The organism is Streptomyces sp. NPDC005761 (assembly GCF_040630635.1).
In the GTDB taxonomy this organism is placed as follows: Bacteria; Actinomycetota; Actinomycetes; order Streptomycetales; family Streptomycetaceae; genus Streptomyces.
Map to the genome: position 1 here is coordinate 45351 of NZ_JBEXXX010000026.1, position 18083 is coordinate 63433.

The following is an 18083-nucleotide window of genomic DNA, read 5'->3' on the forward strand; positions in this document are numbered from 1 at the left end:
TCACGGGCGCTTCCGGCGGGCCACCACGTCCTCGTAGGTCCGCCGGAGCGTCCGGGTCACGACATCGATGGTGAAGCCCCCGTTGACCAACTCCCAGGCGGACCGCCCCGCTTCGGCGTTCGCCTCGGGCTCCAGCAGTTCCAGGACCGCCTGTGCCACCTTCTGCGCGTTGGCCTCGTCCTCACCCACCCGGCTGTCGATCACCCGGCCGGCTCCGGCCTGCGCGACGTCCGGCCCGAGGCCGCAGGTGCGGGTGATGACCACGGGGGTCCCGACGGACATCGCTTCGAGGACCGAGACACCCAGCGGCTCCTCGATCGACGGCAGCACGTAGACATCGGCCTGCCGCCCGGCGGCCAGCACCTCTTCGTGGCCCAGTGGTCCGACGTGGTCGAGGGACTCCAGCACGCCGAGGCCACGGGCCAGCCGCAGTGTGCCGGGGAGTGCGCCGGTGTCGGGCCCGGCCAGGACGAAACGTGCGTCCGGGTGCTTGGCCAGGACCGCGGGCATCGCGGCCACGAAGTCCTCCGGGCGCTTGCGCTCCTGGATCCGGGCGAGGAAGAGCACGCTCGGCGGGCGGCCCGGGTCCCGGGCGGGCTTGAGCTCCTGCGGGCGTACGCCGTTGACCAGGCGCACGGTCCTGGTCAGCGCGACGGGGGCCGCGACGGCGTTCACATCGATCCGTTCCGCCTCGGTCAGGTGCAGCACCGCGTCCGCGCCTCGCAGGACCTTCCGCACGCCCAGCAGGTCGGTCAGTTGCGCGACCCGCTTGTCGGTGGGGTCCACCATGCCGTGCGTCTGGACGACGAGCGGGGTGCGGGTGGCCAGCGCGAGGAGCGCGGCGGGCAGCGTCACCAGGTCGCGCATCAGATGGACGTGTACGAGGTCGGCGCCTCGCATCATGCGGTGCGCCGTCCGCAGGAGGGCTCCGGAGGTGATGCCGCTGACCTCGAACATCGGCAACAGGTGGCGTGCCTGGAAGAGATGGACGGGCACCCCCTCCACCTCGTCGGGCAGCGGACCTGCGAAACCGTCGCCCAGGGCCATGATCCGGGCGTCGTCACCCCCGGCGCGCTGGACCTTCGAAAGGTTCAGCGCCACCCGGGTCGGACCGCCGAACGCGTGGTCCGGCGTGTGCAGCGTGACGATGTGCAGGATCTTCACCAGGGTTCCCCTCGACCTCGGCCGGCTGTTCACAGACTAGTCATCACATCACCTCAAGTGGGTTGATTCGTTAAGGTGTTCACAGGCTCGATGGTTCACGGAACGGGGGAACGATGACGTCCGTGCACGAGGGGCCGCCACCCGCGCTCTCGCGGGAGGGAGGTCCGCGCCGTCCGATCGAGCCGCCCGCCAAGCCGATGTCCTGGGCGATGCTGTCGCGGGCGATGGCCCTGCCGCTCATCCTGGGGCTGGTCTGCTTCCTTCCGGCGCTGATCGCCGCCCAGCCGGGCACCGGATCCCGGGACACGGCGTACTGGCTGCAACTCGTACTGACGTGCTACGCCGGGGCGCGGCTCGCGACCATGATCCTGTCCACCCGGCGGCGGCTGCTGCAGGGCGTCTTCTGGATGTTCGTGTACATCGCGATGGGGGTGGCGCCGTTCGCCCAGGCGGTGATCGGGCAGACACCGACGCCGGTGGTCGGACCGCGCTCCGATCTGGTCACGGCGATCGCGCTGATCCTGGTGGGGTGCGCCGCCTTCGACCTGGGGGCGCTCCTGGCGTCCCGGCGTCCGCTGCGGCGGCGCACCACAGCCCGCGGGGGCCGTGGCGGCCCCGCCACGGCGCACCCGGTCAGGCTGCGGCTGCTGGTGCTGGTCGCGTTCGCGGCGAGCGGATACTACGTGCTGAAGCTGGGCGGCCCCGCCGTGTTCTTCTCCAGCAGGCAGGAGATCAGTGCGTCGGTCGCCGAGAGCGGCGTCGCGTCCGGGGAGTCCAACGTGGGCTCGGCGTTCCTGAAGGGCTTCGGAACGGTCCCGGCCCTGCTGGCGCTGCTCTTCTACACCCGGCGGCTGGTGACCTCGCGCCGGGCCCGGCGCTCGCCGTCCACCGTCCTCGTGTGGATCGCGCTGGCGGCGGTCAACCTCGTGGTGAACAACCCGATATCCAACGCGCGTTACTGGTTCCTGACGGTGCTCGTCTCGCTGTTGTTCACGGCCTTCCCCAGCAGCGCCGCGATGTACCGCTCGGTGCTGGCCATGGGGGTGGTCGGCGCCCTGGTGCTGTTCCCGTACGCGGACAGGTTCCGCTACGACGACTCCGGGTACCGGCCGGTCCAGTCGTCGTCGGTGTTCGAGCCGCTGGCCACCAAGGACTACGACCAGACGGTGATGTTCGCCAACACCATCTCGTGGGTGGACACCCGTGGCCACACCTACGGACGCCAACTGGCCGGCTCCGCCTTCTTCTTCGTGCCGCGGGGGGCGTGGAGCGGGAAGCCGGAGGACACCGGGGTCCGGGTCGGGCAGTGGATGGGGATGAACATGACCAACCTCTCGGCGCCCCTGTGGACCGAACTCTGGGTGGACTTCGGGGCGCCGGGCCTGATCGGCGGGCTCGCCCTGATCGGTTACGCGGCGGCGCGCACCGACCGCCGGTATGCGAGGGCGGTGTCGCGGGACGGTCCTGGGCCCGGCAGCGTCCTGGCGATCGCTGCGCCACTGATCGCGGGATACACCTTCATCCTTCTGCGCGGGCCGCTGCTCCAGGCCGTCGGGAAGCTTGCCATCGCAGCGTTGTGCCTGGTGCTGATCACGAGTTTCACGGACCGGAGCCGACGGCGGTCGCGCTGAACGGGGCACGTCCCTGTTCGGCCCGGCGGGTGAGGCGGGCCACCCGGGTCCAGGTGGCGACGGCCTTGCAGACGGATCCCAGGCACAGTCCCCAGGCGGCGCCCGTCACCCCGCCGAGCAGGTAGCCGCCGGTGAGGAAGGCGACCGCGGCGAGGGAGAAGACCACCTGGATGGGAAGTGTGGTGCGCGGATCCAGCAGTCTGAGGGCCAGCAGCCCGCAGGTGCCGACGGCCATGGCGGCGTACTGACTGCCCGTTGCCGGGAGCAGCGCCGCCGCCGTCGGCCAGGTGTCGCCGAGCAGATGACGGCCGACCGAGTCGGGGAGCAGCGCGAGGACCGTGGCCCAGCCGGCGGCGGTGATTGCCAGGAGGCCGGCCAGCGCCGCGGTGGCCCGCACCCTGAGGCGATCGGTGGCGAGCCGCCCGAGGAGCGGGGGGCCGAAGCCGGTGGCCGAGGTGAACAGCACGTTCAGCGGGCCGAAGAGGGTGGTGGCGCCGCGCAGGGCGCCGACGACGAGGGGGTTGCCCACCGCGCCGAGCCCCAGCACGGAGAGCTGGCTCGTCGCGTTGCCCACGCCGAACTCGACGACGAACCGCCGCCCGAGGTGGCCCTTCCTCAGCAGGGGTCTCAGCCGCGCCGGGGTGCCGGCCGTCCTGCGGTGCAGCACGGCCGCGGACAGCACCAGCGCGGGAAGGGCGGACAGACCCCACACGAGGACCAGCCGGGCCGCCGGGGCGCCGTGCGGCTGCAGGGCCAGCGCCCCGAGGACGCAGACCAGCCGGAGCGTGTCGGCGGCCAGCGCCAGGTGCTGGGCGTGCAGCGTGGCGAAGGCGTAGCGCGCCGTGTCCTGCGCGAGGACCACCGGAATCACGAGCCCCAGCATGGTGAGGGCGTGTGCCGTCTCCCCCGGCAGCAGTACGCAGACGGCGGCGAGCAGGCCGCCGGTGACGGCCGAGACGAGCAGGGTGAGCAGGACCGCGGACCGGCAGGCTCCGCGCGTTTCGTCACCCGCCCCCCGGCGCAGGACCAGGGGCTGGCCCGTGTAGGCACCGGACACTCCCAGCAGTACGGAGAAGACGAGGTAGACGGCGGAGAAGCGGGCGAAGTCGGCGACGGTGGAGAGCCGGGCGGCCACCACCAGGACCAGGATGTTGGTGAGTGCCGCCACCCCCTGGTCCGCGACCGAGCAGACGACCGCGGCGCGTGCCCTCATCTGTGTCCCGCGGTACTGCTGTGGTCGCTGCCGCCGCGTCCGTTGCCGCTGTCCAGCGTGCGCAGGCCGAGCGTCTCGGTGGGGTCGCCGGTGTGCCCGGCGCCGTCCGCCCCGTCGGGACCGCTCGCTTCCGCGCCGTCCGTCGGCTCGTTCGGCAGCGCCGACCGGCCGCGACCCGGGCGTTTGGCCGCCTTCCGCCGGGCCCGGCGCTCCAGGCGTCCGTATCCGGGGTGGAGCAGGGTACCGAGTACGGTGCCGCCCGCGGCGCCGATGATCTCGCGGATCCGCTCCAGGTCGCTGCGGTGCACCTCGCGCGGGTCGCAGACCACCACGACGCCCTCGACGCGGTCGATGAGCGCGACGGCGTCGGCGTACGAGAGCACGGGCGGGGCGAGCACGATGACGACGGCTCCGGGCCGGCCGCCCTCGGCGAGGATGCGACTGACGGGCGCGGAGGTCAGTGCGCGCGGCACGTTGTCCGTACGGCGGCCGGCGACGAGCGCGAAGGCCCCGGAGCCGGGCACGTCCACGTTGGTGCGGCTGTCGGAGGGCCAGGTGCGCTCGTCGCGTTCGGCGGCCCAGCTGGGCCGGCCGGCACGGCCCGCCGCACCCAGTTCCCTGGCCAGGGACGGGGCTCTCAGATCGGCCTCGACCAGCAGGACGTCGCGCCCCATCTCGGCGAAGGCGGCCGCGAGGTTGGCTGCCGCGGCGGTCGCCATGCGGTTGTCGCCACGGGGCGCCGTGACCAGGATGCGGCGGCGCTCGGTGAACGAGGGGTCGTAGGCGAGCCGGAAGGCCACCGCCCGGTACTCCTCGGCCAGTCTGCTTCCTCCGCGTCCGATGGCGAGCAGGGTTCCGGCCGCGGCCCGTTCCCTGGGCAGGGTGCCGAGCAGGGGGGCGCCGAGCGAGCGGACGAGTTCCCTGGTGGAGCGGACGGCGGGGTCGAAGACGAGCCGCACCCAGGACAGCAGCAGGCCGAGCGCGAGTCCGACGACGCCGCCGAGTCCCAGGAGCAGGGGCAGCCCGGCGCCGCTCGGCGCCTCGGGTACGACGGGCTTCTTGTTCAGATAGCCGGGTGTGGTGTCCAGGGCCCGCAACTCCGATATCTTCTGGCTCAGTTCGGAGATGGAGACGATGAGGTTGGCGCGGGCGCTGGTGACGTCGTTGCCCACGGCGCCGGTCTCCTGTTCGGCCAGCCGGTCACGCTGCTCGGTGAGCGGCTTCAGCTGGGCGCGGTAGCCGTCGACCATGTTGTCGATGCTGTTCTCGGTGCGTTCCCGGCGTATCTCCAGATAGGCCTCGGCGAGCGCCTGGGCACGGGCCTTCGCCAGTTCGGGAGTGCTGCCGGTGTAGGAGAACCTGAGCACCAGGGTGTTGGGCGGGTTGGTGACCTGGAGCCCGGAGAGCAGCGTCCCCACGTCCACGGCGTCGCCGCCCTTGACCAGGGAACCGACGGCGACGGTGCCCACGGCGTCGCTGACCGCCGTCTGGCGCTCGGAGCCGATGTTGATGCCCTTGTCGGCCGAGGCGCCGGCGGCGAAGGGGTCGGAGGTGGCGGAGCGCACCGAGACTTCGCCGGTAGAGGTGTAGGTGTCCTCGCCGCTCAGGGCCAGCCAGCCGGCCCCGAGCAGTCCGACGACGACCCCGCACGCGAGCAGGGAGCGGTAGCGCAGGAGCTGGCGGAACTGGTCCCGCAGCAGCGCGGGCTCGTCCTGGTCCTCCAGGGCGCGGATCGGGTGGGTCATCGGCGGTCTCTCCCTTCGGCGTCCTGAAGGACCTCGGTGAGCAGTGCGTCGAAGCGGGCGAGACCGGCTTCCCGGCCGAGGTGGCGGGCCACGTAGCGCGGTCCGTTGGAGCCGAGTTCGTCGGCTGCTTCCGGTTCCTCGATGAGCTTGCGGACCGCCGCGAGTACCGCGGCCGGGTCCTCGGGGGCGACGAGGAGTCCCGCGCCCGAGCGCTGCACCTCCAGGGCGGTGCCGCCCCCGTCGGCCACGGAGGCGATGACGGGGCGGCCCGTGACGAAGTACGAGGTGAGCTTGGAGGGCACGCTCATGTCCAGCACGGACGCGCGCTGGGTCACGGCGAGGACGTCGGCGGCGGCCAGGATGTCGGTGAACTCGTCCTCACCGGCGGGCGGCAGGACGTCGAGGTTGGGCAGGCCGGACGCACGGGCCAGCAGGGCGTCACGCTGATTTCCGTCCCCCATCAGCACCACGCGTATCTCCGGGGCGAGCCGTGCCGCGTCGACGAGGACCTCCAGTCCCTGTTTGAGTCCCATGTTGCCGGAGTGCAGGACCACGGGTGTGCCCTCCCGCCAGCCGAGGCGGGCCCTGGTCGTGGCGCGGTCCGCGGAGGGTGCCGGTACGTGGCTCCAGTTGGGGACCAGCCGGATGCGTTCCGGGGCCACTCCGTAGGCCGTGACCCGGGGTACGAAGCTCTCGTGGATGACGCCGACCAGTGTCGCGGCCGTGAGCGCGTACCGCTCGGCCCGGGATGCCAGGGCTGCCGCCCTGTCGCCGCCCCGGATACCGCTCTGCGCCGCCGCGGCGCCCATCAGGTCCTGGACGACGGGTATGTAGGGGATGCCGTGGCGGCGGGCGAGCCGGGCGCCGATGACGCCGCCGGCGAGGCTGGGCAGCTGGGAGATCACCGCATCGGGCCGCAGCGGGGGCGGGGCCGCGAGACCGTGCGCGAGCACGCTCGCCTCGAAAGCGGCTCTGCGAAGGGCGCTCTGACGGGACGGCACATAGTGTCTTCGCCGGTGGACGGTGACACCCGAGCGCTGCTCCTTCGTACGCCACACTCCTCGGTACGCCGACTCGGTCCGCCAGGAAGGGTAGTGCGGCATGCCGGTCAGCACATGGGTGTCGGCCCCGGACCGGGCCCAGTGCTCGGCGAGCTGGGCCGCGTACGGGCCGATGCCGGTGAGCTCGGGTGCGTAGTTCGTGGAGACCACCAGCAGTCGGCGGCCGTCGAGCGGCTTGTGGTGTGCTGTCTCGGTCATCGGACGATCGCCTTCCCCCCGGAGCCACCTGTGTTCCCCCCAAGGAACAGCCCCAAAAGTGAGCTTATCCGTTCACGAGATGCGTAAGTGGTCTTCACAGTAAGGTCGTTGCACCATCAACACCGATACCGATATCCCGCCGGACCGGATGCCATGTCCGGACACCTTCCGGCGGGACACGGACATCACGTTCACACCGTGGGGGGAGAGAACGGATGGTGCACAGGGTCGGCTACGCGCCGGGGGTCTACGACCTGTTCCACATAGGTCACCTCAACATCCTGCGGCATGCCCGCAGTCAGTGCGACTACCTGGTCGCGGGGGTCGTCTCGGACGAGATGGCCGCGCTCGCCAAGGGCCACAAGCCGGTCATTCCACTGCCTGAGCGGCTGGAGATCGTCCGGAGCGTGCGCTACGTCGACGCGGCGTTCGTCGAGACCGTCCCCGACAAGGTCGAGACCTGGCAACAGGTCAGGTTCGACGTCATCTTCAAGGGGGACGACTGGCGCGACACGGAGAAGGGCAAACGACTGGAACGCGACTTCGCCGAGGTCGGCGTGGAGGTCGTCTACTTCCCGTACACCGTGCACACGTCCAGCACCCAGCTGCGCCGGGCGCTGGACACGCTGGTCAGTCTGCCCGGAGCGCTCTCAGCTCCCTGAACCACTTGCCGAGGAACGCCACGAGGAACAGCGCGTGCACGGCGGCGAGTACGGCGTATCCGGTCCGGAACGCCGTCTCGTCGCCGAGCAGCAGGAACACCAGGCAGAACACCCCGTAGTCGGCCGGCAGCAGCGCCACGGCCCGCAGCCGGGAGGCGGGCCCGGGCGACGCCGCGCCCGCCGGCGCGGACCGGGCCGCGGCCTTGCCCAGCTGCTCGCGCAGCAGCCCGGCGCAGAAGGTGAGCACCGCGACGAACAGGAAACCGAGCGGCAGGAGCAGCCAGGCGTCGGAATCCGGACCGAAGTAGCGGTAGAACGAGATCAGTACGACGGTGTGGACCAGGATCATCTTCGCGCAGTCGACGACATGGTCCAGCCATTCGCCGTCAAGGCCGCCACGGCCTGTCAGCCGGGCGAGTTGCCCGTCGGCCGAGTCGAGGGCGAAGCCCACGGCGAGCCCCAGGCAGACCAGGACCCCCAGCCCCCAGGCGGGGCGGACGAGAGCCACCGCCGCTAGGGCGGCGAACGTGAACACCGCACTCGTCAGGGTGACCTGATTGGGCGTCATGCCGAGACGGTACGCGACTGCCGCGAATACCCGGCCCGCCGGCCGGTTCACGTACCGCGAGTAGAGCGACACTCCTTTGGCCGGCTTCTGCGCCCCGCGCAGCTCACGCAGCACCGCACCCGTGCTTTTCATACGCCCCCCAGCGTGTTGCCGTTCCCCACAGCTCCGGTGACGATTCAGCCCTCGCCGCCGGAGCCGCATCATGGCATGCGCACCGCCCCGCGCGGGCGGGATCACCGGTGCCGGGCCGAATGGCGCCGCCCGGGCGGAGGCTTCGCACGCCGGCGCGCGCCGCGTCAGGCAGTGGCGGCCCGGCACTCCGGGTGGCCCCAGCCGTGGTCGTTCTTGGCGATCATGTCCTTGGCCGCGTACGGCTTTCCGCAGTGGCACCGGCCGGCGAACTTCGCGCGGATGGTCGCACCACCGGAGCGGGTCGCGCTCCCCGCATTCTTCTTCGCCGCTCCCCCGGTCCGCCGCCCTTCGGTGGCTCGGGAGGGCGCGGGGACGGGCAGGTCCGCCGAGCCCTGCGACGTGCCCGCCGCGCGCTGGGTCACGGCCACTTCGCTCGCAGCCTGGTCGGCCAGTGCGTTGAGCGGGTCACCGTCCACCTGATGGGCGGCCACGTGGACGAAGTCGACGGTCCGGCCGGTGAGCAGGGAGTCGATGCGGGCCACGAGGTCGCGGTTGGCGACGGGTTTGCCGGCCGAGGTCTTCCAGCCGTTTCGCTTCCAGCCCGGCAGCCACTTGGTCACGGCGTTCATGGCGTACTGCGAGTCCATACGGACCTCGAGCGCCACGGCCGGGTCGAGGGACTCCAGCAGTTCCTGGAGGGCGGTGAGCTCGGCGACGTTGTTGGTGGCGGTGCCCAGCGGCCCGGCCTCCCACCGCAGCGGCCTGCCGTCCGCGTCGGCCACCACATAGGCCCAGGCGGCCGGTCCCGGATTACCCTTCGACGCCCCGTCACACGCGGCGATCATGCGCTCGTTCATACCCCTGATCATGCCAGCGCCCGGACTCCCGGCTCACGCCGGTCACGACCGGGGCCCCGGGCCGCGGCGGCCGGGCCCTCACACCCTCCCCACCTGGCACTCTCACCATCAGTAACGCTTCGGGGTGCGCCGCTCACGCAGCGCTGCTTCTCTGAAGGGGCCCGCTCTTCCCTACCGTTCAAGGAGCGACGATGAGCGTTGCAGGAGAAACCGGCCGAGCCCAGCAGATGCGCGAGAAGGCCCGGCACATGACCGAGGCCGCGGAGCGCACGAGCGACCCCGAGCAGCGGCGCCGGCTGGAGGAGAAGGCTCGCAAGCTGCACGAGCAGAGCGAGCAGCACGCCGGCCGGGCCGGCAGCGACCGCCCTGCCTAATCAGCCGCGGCGCACACACGACCGATGGGCTGCCACCCTTCCATGAGGGGGTGGCAGCCCATCGGCGTGTCCGCCTCCGCAGACGCCTCCGTCCCGGCGGCCGAGGCCCGCCCGGAGCGGCGCCGGTCACCGTCCTTACGATGAAGCCTCATCGAGGGCGCCGCGCCGGCGTCGCACGAAGGGGGACCTTGCATGAGCCGTCTTTCCGTCACCGTCGTCACCGGGGGCAGCCGGGGTATCGGAGCCGCCGTCTGCGCACGTCTGGCGTCCGACGGCCATGACATCGCGCTCGGTTACCACTCCGACGCCGAGGCGGCGGAGAAGGTCGCCGCGGTCGTCCGCGCCACGGGCCGGCGTTGCGTCACGGTACGGATGGACACGTCCGACGAGGCCGGGGTCGACCTGTTGTTCGACACCGCGGCCGGGGAGCTCGGCCCCGTCACCGGGCTGGTCAACAATGCCGGGGTGAGCGGCCCGACAGGAGCACTCGCCGATGCCGACGCGGCCGGTCTGCGGCGCGCCCTGGACGTCAACGTGGTTGGCTACCTGCTCTGTGCGCGGCGCGCCGTGCGCGACATGAGCCGGTCGGGCGGCGGGGCCATCGTGAACATGTCGTCGGCGGCCGCCACGCTCGGAAGTCCGGGCGAGTACGTCCACTACGCCGCGGCGAAGGCCGCCGTGGACACGATGACCGTCGGCCTGTCGAAGGAGGTCGGGGCGGCCGGAATCCGAGTCAACGCGGTGGCCCCCGGCATCGTCCGGACCGGCTTCCACGCGGATCCGGAGCGCCCGGACAAGGCCGCCGCCGGGATTCCGCTGGGCCGGCCGGGGCAGCCCGAGGAGATCGCCGGTGCCGTCGCCTGGCTGCTCTCGGACGACGCCTCGTACGCCACCGGAGCGATCCTGCGGGTGGCGGGCGGGCGCTGAGCCCCGGTCAGTTACCGGCGTCCGGCAGTAGGGTGCGGCGGTGACCGGTTCCGACGGGCTTCCTCTGCTCTTCCTCGACGTCGACGGCCCCCTCATCCCGTTCGGCCCGCGCACGGGCGGGCACCCGGTGTACCCGGGAGGGCCGGGGCCGCCGGGAGCAGGAGCCAATCCGCTGCTCGACAGGATCGACCCGGCGCTCGGGCCCCGCCTGGCCGCGCTCGCATGCGAGCCGGTATGGGCTTCGACATGGGAGGACGAGGCGAACGCCGTCGTCGCACCCAGGCTCGGGCTGCCGGCTCTCCGTGTGGTCACCTGGCCCGCTCCTTCGGACGAGGACGAGCGGGACGTGCGGGCGGGGCTGCACTGGAAGACACGCACGCTCGTCGGGTGGGCGGCGGGGCGCGCCTTCGCGTGGGTGGACGACGAGATCACCGAGCGGGACCGGCGGTGGGTCGCCGCGCACCACGGCGGTCCCGCGCTGCTCCATCGCGTCGATCCCGGGCTGGGCCTGACGGACTCCGATCTCCGGATGCTCGACCGCTGGCTCCGCGCGGTGTGAGGGCCGCGGAGCCGGATCACACCGGGGCGGTGCCGCGGACCAGCAGGAGCGTCACGTCCGCCGCCGCGATCACGGCCGCTGCGGCGAGCGGCGCCTTGCGCCAGGTCCGGGCGAGCAGCAGCCCACCGAGTGCCGCGGGCGCCGCGGCCGCGAGCGTCACCGCGCCCCACGGACCGGCCGGCCCCGCCGGGCCGAGGGCCAGGACCGCGGAGGCCGCCACGAGGGGCACCGGCAGCAGCAGTCCGGTGGCCGCGGCGCCCATCCGCTGCGGAAGGCCTCTCACGCCGTCGCGCAGATCGTCCTCGATGTCGGGCAGGACATCGCCCAGGTGGGCCGCAAGGCCCAGCAGCCCGCCCGCGGTCACCGCCCACCACGTGGGCCCGGGGCGGCCGGGCAGGGTCAGCGCGGCCACGGCGGGCAGGGCACCGAACCCGATGACGTACGGAAGCCAGGACAGGGCTGTGGCCTTCAGCCTCAGGTTGTACGCCCAGGCGGCCGCCACGGCCGTCACATGCACCGTGCCCGCGAGCGGGCCGCAGGCGAAGGAGAGCGGAACACAGAGCAGGGCGGCGGTGAACGCCGCCGCCCAGACCGTCCGACGGCTCACCGATCCCTCGGCCACGGGTTTGCCGGTGCGTCCGGCCGCCGCGTCCCGCCGGGCGTCGAAGGCGTCGTTGCACCAGCCCACGGAGAGCTGGCCGCTCAGCACGGCCGCGACGAGGAGGGCGCAGCGGAGGCCGCCGAGGCCGACGCCCACGCCCAGGACGCCCGCGATCGCGGTCACCGCGACGACCGGCCCCGGGTGACAGGAGCGGGCCAGCCCTGCCGTACGGCTCGGTGGCCACGCGGTCGCGGGGTGGGCGCGCGACGGTTCCGGAGTGCCCATCACGTGATCGTAGGGACTCCGGACCCGGCGGACCTGACAGCCGCACGGGTTGTTTGCGGTGTTTTGTCCCTCGGGTGGGGCAGGGATGGGCCATGACGCCTGAGAAGCAGGGTCCGGGATGACCCGGATCGCAGCCGTGCACGGCACGCCGGCCCCGTACCGCCACACCCAGCGCGAGGTCACCGACATGGTGGCCCGCACGTGCCTGCCGCAGGGAGCCGACCGGCGGGTCCTGGACCGGCTGCACGAGAACGCCCAGGTGCGGACCCGGAACATGGTGCTGCCGCTGGAGCGGTACGCGGAGCTGGACGGTTTCGGGGACGCCAACGACGTGTTCATCAAGGCGGCCGTCGATCTGGGTGCCGAGGCGCTGCGCGGTGCGCTGCGGACGGCAGGTCTGCGGCCCACCGACGTGGACCTGCTGATGTTCACGTCGGTGACCGGCGTGGCCGCCCCGTCGGTCGACGCCCGGCTCGTGGGGCGGCTCGGCCTGCGCCCGGACGTGAAGCGGCTGCCCGTCTTCGGGCTCGGCTGCGTCGCCGGAGCGGCGGGGATCGCGCGGCTCCACGACTACCTGCTGGGCCGGCCCGACGACGTGGCGGTGCTGCTCTCGGTCGAGCTGTGCTCCCTCACCTTCCAGCGCGGTGACACCTCCCCCGCCAACCTGGTGGCGACCGCGCTGTTCGGTGACGGGGCCGCCGCCGTGGTGGCGCTCGGCGAGGGCAGGGCGCCCGACGCCGGTCCCGAAGTGGTGGCCACGCGCAGCCGGATGTATCCGGACACCGAGCACGTGATGGGCTGGGACATCCGCGATTCCGGCTTCAAGGTGGTGCTCGATCCGGGTGTCCCCGACGTCGTGCGCCGCCATCTGGCGGACGACGTGGCCGGCTTCCTCGCAGAACACGGACTCAAGCCGAAGGACGTGGCCCACTGGGTGTGCCATCCGGGCGGCCCCAAGGTCCTGGAGGCCGTCTCCGACGTGCTCTCGCTCCCCGACGGGGCCCTCGACGTCACCTGGCGCTCGCTGGCCGAGGTGGGGAACCTGTCCTCGTCCTCGGTGCTCCACGTCCTGCGGGACACGCTGGAGCGGCGGCCCGAGCCGGGCTCTCCCGGACTGCTGATGGCCATGGGCCCTGGATTCTGCTGCGAACTGGTGCTGCTGCGCTGGTAGGTCGGAGGACACATGTTCTGGTACACGGCACTGGTGCTGACCGTGGCGGGCGAGCGCCTGGCAGAACTCGCCGTCGCCCTGCGCAACACGCGCTGGGCGCTGGCCAGGGGCGGAACCGAGTCGGGCCGCGGTCACTATCCGGCGATGGTCGCCCTGCACACGGGGCTGCTGGCGGGATGTCTGGCCGAGGCCGCATCGGCGGACCGGCCGTTCGTACCGCTGCTCGGCTGGACGATGGTGGCCGTGGTGGTGGCGGCACAGGCCCTGCGCTGGTGGTGCATCCGTACGCTCGGGCACCGGTGGAACACCCGCGTCATCGTGGTGCCGGGGCTGCCGCTCGTGACGGGCGGCCCGTACCGCCTGCTGCGCCACCCCAACTACGCCGCCGTCGCCGCCGAGGGGATCGCGCTGCCCCTCGTCCACGGGGCGTGGGTGACCGCACTGCTCTTCACCGTGCTGAACGCCGCGCTCATGGCCGTGCGGGTCCGGTGCGAGGAGGCGGCGCTCGCCTCGGCCGGGGGCGTGCCGGCGTGATCGATCTCCTGATCGCGGGCGGTGGCCCGGCCGGCCTGGCGGCGGCGATCCGCGCGGCCTCGCTCGGCATGGAGGCCGTCGTGGTCGAGCCCCGTACCGCCCCCGTCGACAAGGCGTGCGGCGAGGGCATCATGCCCAGCGGGGTGGCGGCGCTGCGTGCCCTGGGCGTCGAGCTGTCAGGCCATCCGCTGCGCGGCATCCGTTACGTGCAGGGCGCGCGGAGCGCGGCGGCGGCCTTCCGTGGCCGGGCAGGGCTCGGGGTGCGGCGGACGGCACTGCACACCGCACTCCATGAGCGGGCGGTGGAGCTCGGCGTCCGGATCGTGCCGGGGAAGGTCGGGCACGTACAGCAGGGCGATGACCGGGTCGGCGCCTGCGGGCTCACCGCCCGTTGGCTGATCGCCGCCGACGGGCTGCACTCGCCCGTCCGTCGCGGTCTCGGTCTGGACGGGCCCGCCGGCGCGGTGCGCCGGTACGGGCTGCGCCGGCACTACCGCGTGGACCCGTGGACGGAGTTCGTGGAGGTGCACTGGTCCCGGCACGGCGAGGCCTACGTGACGCCGCTCGGGGACGGCTTCGTGGGGGTGGCCGTGCTCAGCGGGGAGCGTCGAGCGTACGAGAGCCAACTGGCGGCCTTCCCCCGCCTGGCCGCCGCACTTCGCGGCCGGGAGGCCGGTGCCGTGCGCGGTGCCGGGCCCCTGCGTCGGCAGGCGCGGAGCCGGCGCGCGGGGCGGGTCCTTCTGGTCGGTGACGCCGCGGGCTACGTGGACGCGCTGACGGGCGAGGGGGTCGCGCTCGCCGTGGCGACGGCCGGTGCGGCGGTGGACTCGCTCGCCGCGGGCCGTCCGCAGGACTACCCGGCCGGATGGGCCGGGCTGACCCGGCGTCACCGGCTGCTCACCGCAGGGTTGTTGTCGGTGGCTCGGCGTCCCGCCACCGCACGGCTGATCGTCCCCGCCGCGCATCGGGCCCCGGGCCTGTTCGGCGCCGCGGTGCGCGCGCTGCAGTAGGGGCCGCGTCGTGCCGGGTTCCGGTCCGGTGCAGGTCACCGCCCCGATGAGCGGTCCAGCGGCCCGCAACACCGCGTGATCAACGCCCAGTTGCTGTGGCAGACTTCACCGCAGGAGTGGTTTCACCTCATCTGCAACGGAGCTCGCCATGACGGCAGGGACGTCCCAGCCCCCGATAGACACCAGCAGGCCGCAGTCGGCGCGCGTCTACGACGCGCTCCTCGGAGGCAAGGACAACTACCCGGTCGACCAGGCGGTGGCGGAACAGCTGCCGATCGAGGCGAAGATCGGCGCCCATCAGAACCGCGCGTTCATGCACCGCGCCACGGCGTGGCTGGCCGGAGCGGGCGTCGACCAGTTCCTCGACATCGGCACCGGCATTCCGACCGCGCCGAACCTCCACCAGATCGCCCAGGAGATCAATCCGTCCGCCCGGGTGGTCTACTGCGACAACGACCCCATCGTCCTGCGTCACGCCGAGGCGCTGCTGATCAGCCGGCCCGAGGGCGCCACCGACTACGTCCCGGCGGACGTCCGCGAACCGGACACCATCATCGAGGCGGCTCACAAGGTCCTCGACTTCCGTCGTCCCGTAGCCCTCTCGATGCTCGGTCTGCTGCACTTCCTGCCCGACGACGTGGACCCGGTCGGCATCGTCCGCACCCTGACGCAGGCGCTGTCACCGGGCAGCTATGTGGTGCTGTCCCAGGGCGCGTCCGACGTCAACCCGGAGCGGGGGCAGCAGGGCGCCGACGAGTACGACAAGGGCGGCATCCGGCTGGCGCTGCGCACCCGGGCGGAGTTCGCCCTGTTCCTCGACGGGCTGGACGTCGCCGAGCCGGGGCTGGTGACAGCCCCCGAGTGGTTCCGCGACACGCCCGCGCCGGAGCCCGAGCACAGCGGACTGTACGTGGCCGTGGCCCGCGTACCGTAGGGAGAGACCGCAGGAGAAGGGAATCCGCCATGGATTCGGCTCAGCACCCCACCGCCGCATCGGTGTTCGACGCTCTCGGTGCCGACTATGAGCAGGCGTTCGGGGAATCGGCCGCGCACCGGGCCTCGTTGGAGCTGCTGCTGGAGCGGCTGGCTCCGGGCAGCCGGGTGCTGGACGTCGGCTGCGGCACGGGTCGGCCGGCCGCGCAGACCCTCGCCGACGCCGGCCACGATGTACTCGGCGTCGACGTCTCCCCCGTCATGGTGGACATCGCGTCGCGGCAGGTGCCCGGAGCCGAGTTCCGCTGCGCCGATGTCCGTGATCTTCCCCTGGAGGACGGGAGTTTCGACGCGGTCTGCGTGTACTTCTCACTTCTCCAGCTGTCCCGCACGGAACAGACGGACATGCTGCGTCTGGCTGCCCGGGTGCTGCGGCCCGACGGGCACTTGGCCGTGGCCACGGTGCCGCTGGACGTGGAGGGGGTGTCCGGCACGTTCATGGACCAGGCGGTTCACGTGACCAGTTTCGGCGAAGAGGCGTTCATCGCGGTCGTGGCGACGGCCGGATTCACGGTCCTGGCGCAGGAGAGCACCCTGTTCACTCCGGACCATCCGGCGGCCGTGCCCGAACCGCATCTGTTCCTGCTGGCGCGGCGGACCTGACGGAGCGCCGGACCTCACGGAGCGGCGGACCTGACGGAGCGGCGCTGCGGGGCGCGAGGCCCCCGCAGCGCCAACCGGACCGGATCCGAAGAATTCTTCGCGGACGTGTCACGTTTTCCCGTCGGGGCGTTTCAGTGCAGTGCCGGACCGGCCACCGAGGCCGGCGAGAACACACCGGCACCCGCCTGATGAGGAGCTTCCATCATGTCCGTCGCCCACGTCGTCGTCACTCTCGTCGCCGCCGCCATGGCCGGCTACTCGGCCGGCGCCCTTCTCTTCCGCGCCCAGTGGGTCGTCCAGGCCCTGACCGACTACAGCGTCCCGCGCTCCTGGTGGACGTGGCTCGGTGCGGCGAAGGCCGCGGGGGCCGTGGGACTGGTCGCCGGTCTGTTCGTGCCCTTCGTCGGCATCCTGGCCGGTTCGGGGCTGGTGCTGTACTTCGCCGGCGCGGTCATCACGGTGATCCGTGCCCGCTGGTACTCGCACATCCCCTTCCCGCTGGTGTACGCGGCGCCGGTCGTCGGGGCCATGGTGCTCGGCCTCGCGGCCTGAATCCCGCGCCCGGGGCCCGAGAGGCGCAGAGCGGCGCGGCTCATGCGCGGTCACCCATGCGACACGGCCATCGGCGCACCGCCACTCCTCGTGGACGGTGACGGGCTCCCGGTCTCCAGTGACCGGGGCGCCGCCCGCGTCGCTGGTGACGGGGCCGCTGCCCTCGTCCGCGGCTGCCGCCGCCGCCGGGCCACAGTGCGGGGCGGCCCCGCGGCCGGGCGCGAGGGAGTTGCGACCGTCCGCCGCCCGGGCGGCGCGGCGCCCGCACCGGACCCAGCCGGACCCGTGATCCGTACGCTCGTGTGTCCGGCTGTTCACACGACTCCCCACCCCGCGTGTGCGCCTCGGTGTACGCCCCCGTCCCGGTTCCCCGCGCAGCGAACCGCTCGGAGGCATGGGCGGCCCGACGCGCCGCACCTGTGGGGCAGTTGCCGCTCGGAGGCCGAGCCCCGGCGGTGTCACCGACTCGCTGAGATGCCGAACCCCGCCCGAGGACATAGCGTCCATGTGGCTCGTACCGCATTTCGGGAGGTGCTGATGCGGAAGGCGATTCTCGCTCGGTGCCGCACCTTCCACGAATCCGGGCAGGGAGCGATAGACCGGGGTTGTCCGGCGGGCTGCCGGCCCATGGCGGCGTTCACCCGTACGGCCGCTCGTTGCGCAGGCGCGTTTCTGCTCTCCGTCTCGCTCCTGCTCGTCACGCCGGCCCAGCCTTCGAACGCCGCCCCTCCCCCTGTCCGGCCACCGGACGGCCACGGCGTCGCCAGGGAGGGGTGCGACGAGGGGCCCGCGTCGTGCCACGGCGGCGTGAAATGGCTGTACCGGTACGACTACTCGCTGGGCGTCCACCCCTTCACGAGCCCCCACGACGTACGCCGGCAGCTCACCGGCCACTTCTGGCTGTTCCCGGTGAGCGGCGCGTGTCCGGCCCGGATCCGGCCGGCGGACGAGTGCGATCTGCTGGGCGGGAACCCCGTCCGGGTGGAGGCCGTCGGCGACACCCGGCTCCAGATCGCGACCCTTCCCGGCCACGACCTGGGCGACGGGCTGCACATCCGTTTCACGTTCAGCAGCACCTTCGGCTTCCATTACCTGACCGTCAGCGCCTGGCAGGACCGGCCGACCCGTTGCACCCGGAGCACACCGTGCGCGGTGGCGAGCCGTGCGGGTGCCTGGGCGCTGTGGAAGGTGCTGTCCGGGACGCTGGCGATCACCGCGTACGCCGCCTGACCGGGGCGGCCGG

At 72.7% G+C, this 18083-nt stretch carries 19 protein-coding genes; 12 read left to right on the forward strand and 7 right to left on the reverse strand.

Going from position 1 to position 18083, the window contains the following annotated elements; genetic code table 11:
* Positions 1–1164, reverse strand: coding sequence for a glycosyltransferase (locus ABZ434_RS22895; RefSeq protein ID WP_359139816.1), 1164 nt, complete (start codon positions 1162–1164; stop codon positions 1–3).
* A 197-nt stretch (positions 1165–1361) separates the two neighbouring features.
* Here ABZ434_RS22895 and ABZ434_RS22900 point away from each other — a divergent pair, with 197 nt between their 5' ends.
* Positions 1362–2795: a hypothetical protein gene (locus tag ABZ434_RS22900; protein ID WP_359139978.1), complete on the forward strand. Its 1434-nt coding sequence runs from the start codon at positions 1362–1364 to the stop codon at positions 2793–2795.
* Here ABZ434_RS22900 and ABZ434_RS22905 read toward each other — a convergent pair.
* The 3 genes from ABZ434_RS22905 to ABZ434_RS22915 are packed head-to-tail and all read right to left on the reverse strand — an operon-like array spanning position 2764 to position 7012.
* Positions 2764–4008 carry a hypothetical protein gene (locus tag ABZ434_RS22905; RefSeq protein ID WP_359139819.1) on the reverse strand — a complete coding sequence of 415 codons (1245 nt, stop codon included), beginning with the start codon at positions 4006–4008 and terminating at the stop codon, positions 2764–2766. The genes ABZ434_RS22900 and ABZ434_RS22905 overlap by 32 nt on opposite strands.
* Complete coding sequence (locus ABZ434_RS22910; RefSeq protein ID WP_359139822.1) at positions 4005–5753, reverse strand: lipopolysaccharide biosynthesis protein; 1749 nt, start codon at positions 5751–5753, stop codon at positions 4005–4007. Before ABZ434_RS22910 ends, ABZ434_RS22905 begins: the two co-directional genes overlap by 4 nt.
* Complete coding sequence (locus ABZ434_RS22915; protein ID WP_359139824.1) at positions 5750–7012, reverse strand: glycosyltransferase; 1263 nt, start codon at positions 7010–7012, stop codon at positions 5750–5752. The genes ABZ434_RS22910 and ABZ434_RS22915 overlap by 4 nt, the downstream gene beginning before the upstream one ends.
* Before the next feature lie 215 nt (positions 7013–7227).
* Between ABZ434_RS22915 and ABZ434_RS22920 the strand changes: the two genes are divergently transcribed.
* Positions 7228–7674 carry an adenylyltransferase/cytidyltransferase family protein gene (locus tag ABZ434_RS22920; protein ID WP_219568850.1) on the forward strand — a complete coding sequence of 149 codons (447 nt, stop codon included), beginning with the start codon at positions 7228–7230 and terminating at the stop codon, positions 7672–7674.
* On the opposite strand, the gene ABZ434_RS22925 is transcribed toward ABZ434_RS22920, so the two are convergent.
* Positions 7643–8374 carry a CDP-alcohol phosphatidyltransferase family protein gene (locus tag ABZ434_RS22925; RefSeq protein WP_359139828.1) on the reverse strand — a complete coding sequence of 244 codons (732 nt, stop codon included), beginning with the start codon at positions 8372–8374 and terminating at the stop codon, positions 7643–7645. The genes ABZ434_RS22920 and ABZ434_RS22925 overlap by 32 nt on opposite strands.
* Positions 8375–8538: 164 nt before the next feature.
* Complete coding sequence (locus ABZ434_RS22930) at positions 8539–9231, reverse strand: ribonuclease H (protein WP_359139831.1); 693 nt, start codon at positions 9229–9231, stop codon at positions 8539–8541.
* Positions 9232–9422: 191 nt separating this feature from the next.
* Between ABZ434_RS22930 and ABZ434_RS22935 the strand changes: the two genes are divergently transcribed.
* The 3 genes from ABZ434_RS22935 (at position 9423) to ABZ434_RS22945 (ending at position 11091) form a co-directional block, all read left to right on the forward strand.
* Positions 9423–9605 (forward strand): DUF6381 family protein, encoded by a 183-nt coding sequence (locus tag ABZ434_RS22935; protein ID WP_359139834.1) that lies wholly within the window; start codon positions 9423–9425, stop codon positions 9603–9605.
* A gap of 192 nt (positions 9606–9797) precedes the next feature.
* Complete coding sequence (locus ABZ434_RS22940) at positions 9798–10532, forward strand: SDR family oxidoreductase (RefSeq protein WP_359139836.1); 735 nt, start codon at positions 9798–9800, stop codon at positions 10530–10532.
* Between the two features lie 40 nt (positions 10533–10572).
* Positions 10573–11091 (forward strand): hypothetical protein, encoded by a 519-nt coding sequence (locus ABZ434_RS22945; RefSeq protein ID WP_359139839.1) that lies wholly within the window; start codon positions 10573–10575, stop codon positions 11089–11091.
* A 16-nt stretch (positions 11092–11107) separates the two neighbouring features.
* Here the strand turns inward: ABZ434_RS22945 and ABZ434_RS22950 are convergent, their stop codons facing one another.
* Positions 11108–11977, reverse strand: coding sequence for a UbiA family prenyltransferase (locus tag ABZ434_RS22950; RefSeq protein WP_359139842.1), 870 nt, complete (start codon positions 11975–11977; stop codon positions 11108–11110).
* Positions 11978–12095: 118 nt separating this feature from the next.
* Here ABZ434_RS22950 and ABZ434_RS22955 point away from each other — a divergent pair, with 118 nt between their 5' ends.
* The 7 genes from ABZ434_RS22955 (at position 12096) to ABZ434_RS22985 (ending at position 18070) form a co-directional block, all read left to right on the forward strand.
* Positions 12096–13148 carry a 3-oxoacyl-[acyl-carrier-protein] synthase III C-terminal domain-containing protein gene (locus tag ABZ434_RS22955; RefSeq protein ID WP_359139845.1) on the forward strand — a complete coding sequence of 351 codons (1053 nt, stop codon included), beginning with the start codon at positions 12096–12098 and terminating at the stop codon, positions 13146–13148.
* A 12-nt stretch (positions 13149–13160) separates the two neighbouring features.
* A complete protein-coding gene (locus tag ABZ434_RS22960; RefSeq protein WP_359139847.1) occupies positions 13161–13682 on the forward strand; it encodes an isoprenylcysteine carboxylmethyltransferase family protein in 522 nt (173 codons plus the stop codon).
* The gene (locus ABZ434_RS22965) at positions 13679–14692 is read left to right on the forward strand and encodes an FAD-dependent monooxygenase (protein WP_359139850.1); all 1014 of its coding nucleotides are present in this window, start codon (positions 13679–13681) and stop codon (positions 14690–14692) included. Before ABZ434_RS22960 ends, ABZ434_RS22965 begins: the two co-directional genes overlap by 4 nt.
* Positions 14693–14840: 148 nt before the next feature.
* Positions 14841–15626, forward strand: coding sequence for an SAM-dependent methyltransferase (locus ABZ434_RS22970; protein WP_359139853.1), 786 nt, complete (start codon positions 14841–14843; stop codon positions 15624–15626).
* 29 nt (positions 15627–15655) lie between these two features.
* The gene (locus ABZ434_RS22975; RefSeq protein ID WP_359139856.1) at positions 15656–16288 is read left to right on the forward strand and encodes a class I SAM-dependent methyltransferase; all 633 of its coding nucleotides are present in this window, start codon (positions 15656–15658) and stop codon (positions 16286–16288) included.
* Between the two features lie 204 nt (positions 16289–16492).
* Positions 16493–16840: a DoxX family protein gene (locus ABZ434_RS22980; RefSeq protein ID WP_359139862.1), complete on the forward strand. Its 348-nt coding sequence runs from the start codon at positions 16493–16495 to the stop codon at positions 16838–16840.
* Positions 16841–17467: 627 nt separating this feature from the next.
* On the forward strand, positions 17468–18070 hold the full coding sequence (locus tag ABZ434_RS22985; RefSeq protein ID WP_359139865.1) for a hypothetical protein: 603 nt from the start codon (positions 17468–17470) through the stop codon (positions 18068–18070).
* Positions 18071–18083 lie beyond the last annotated feature (13 nt).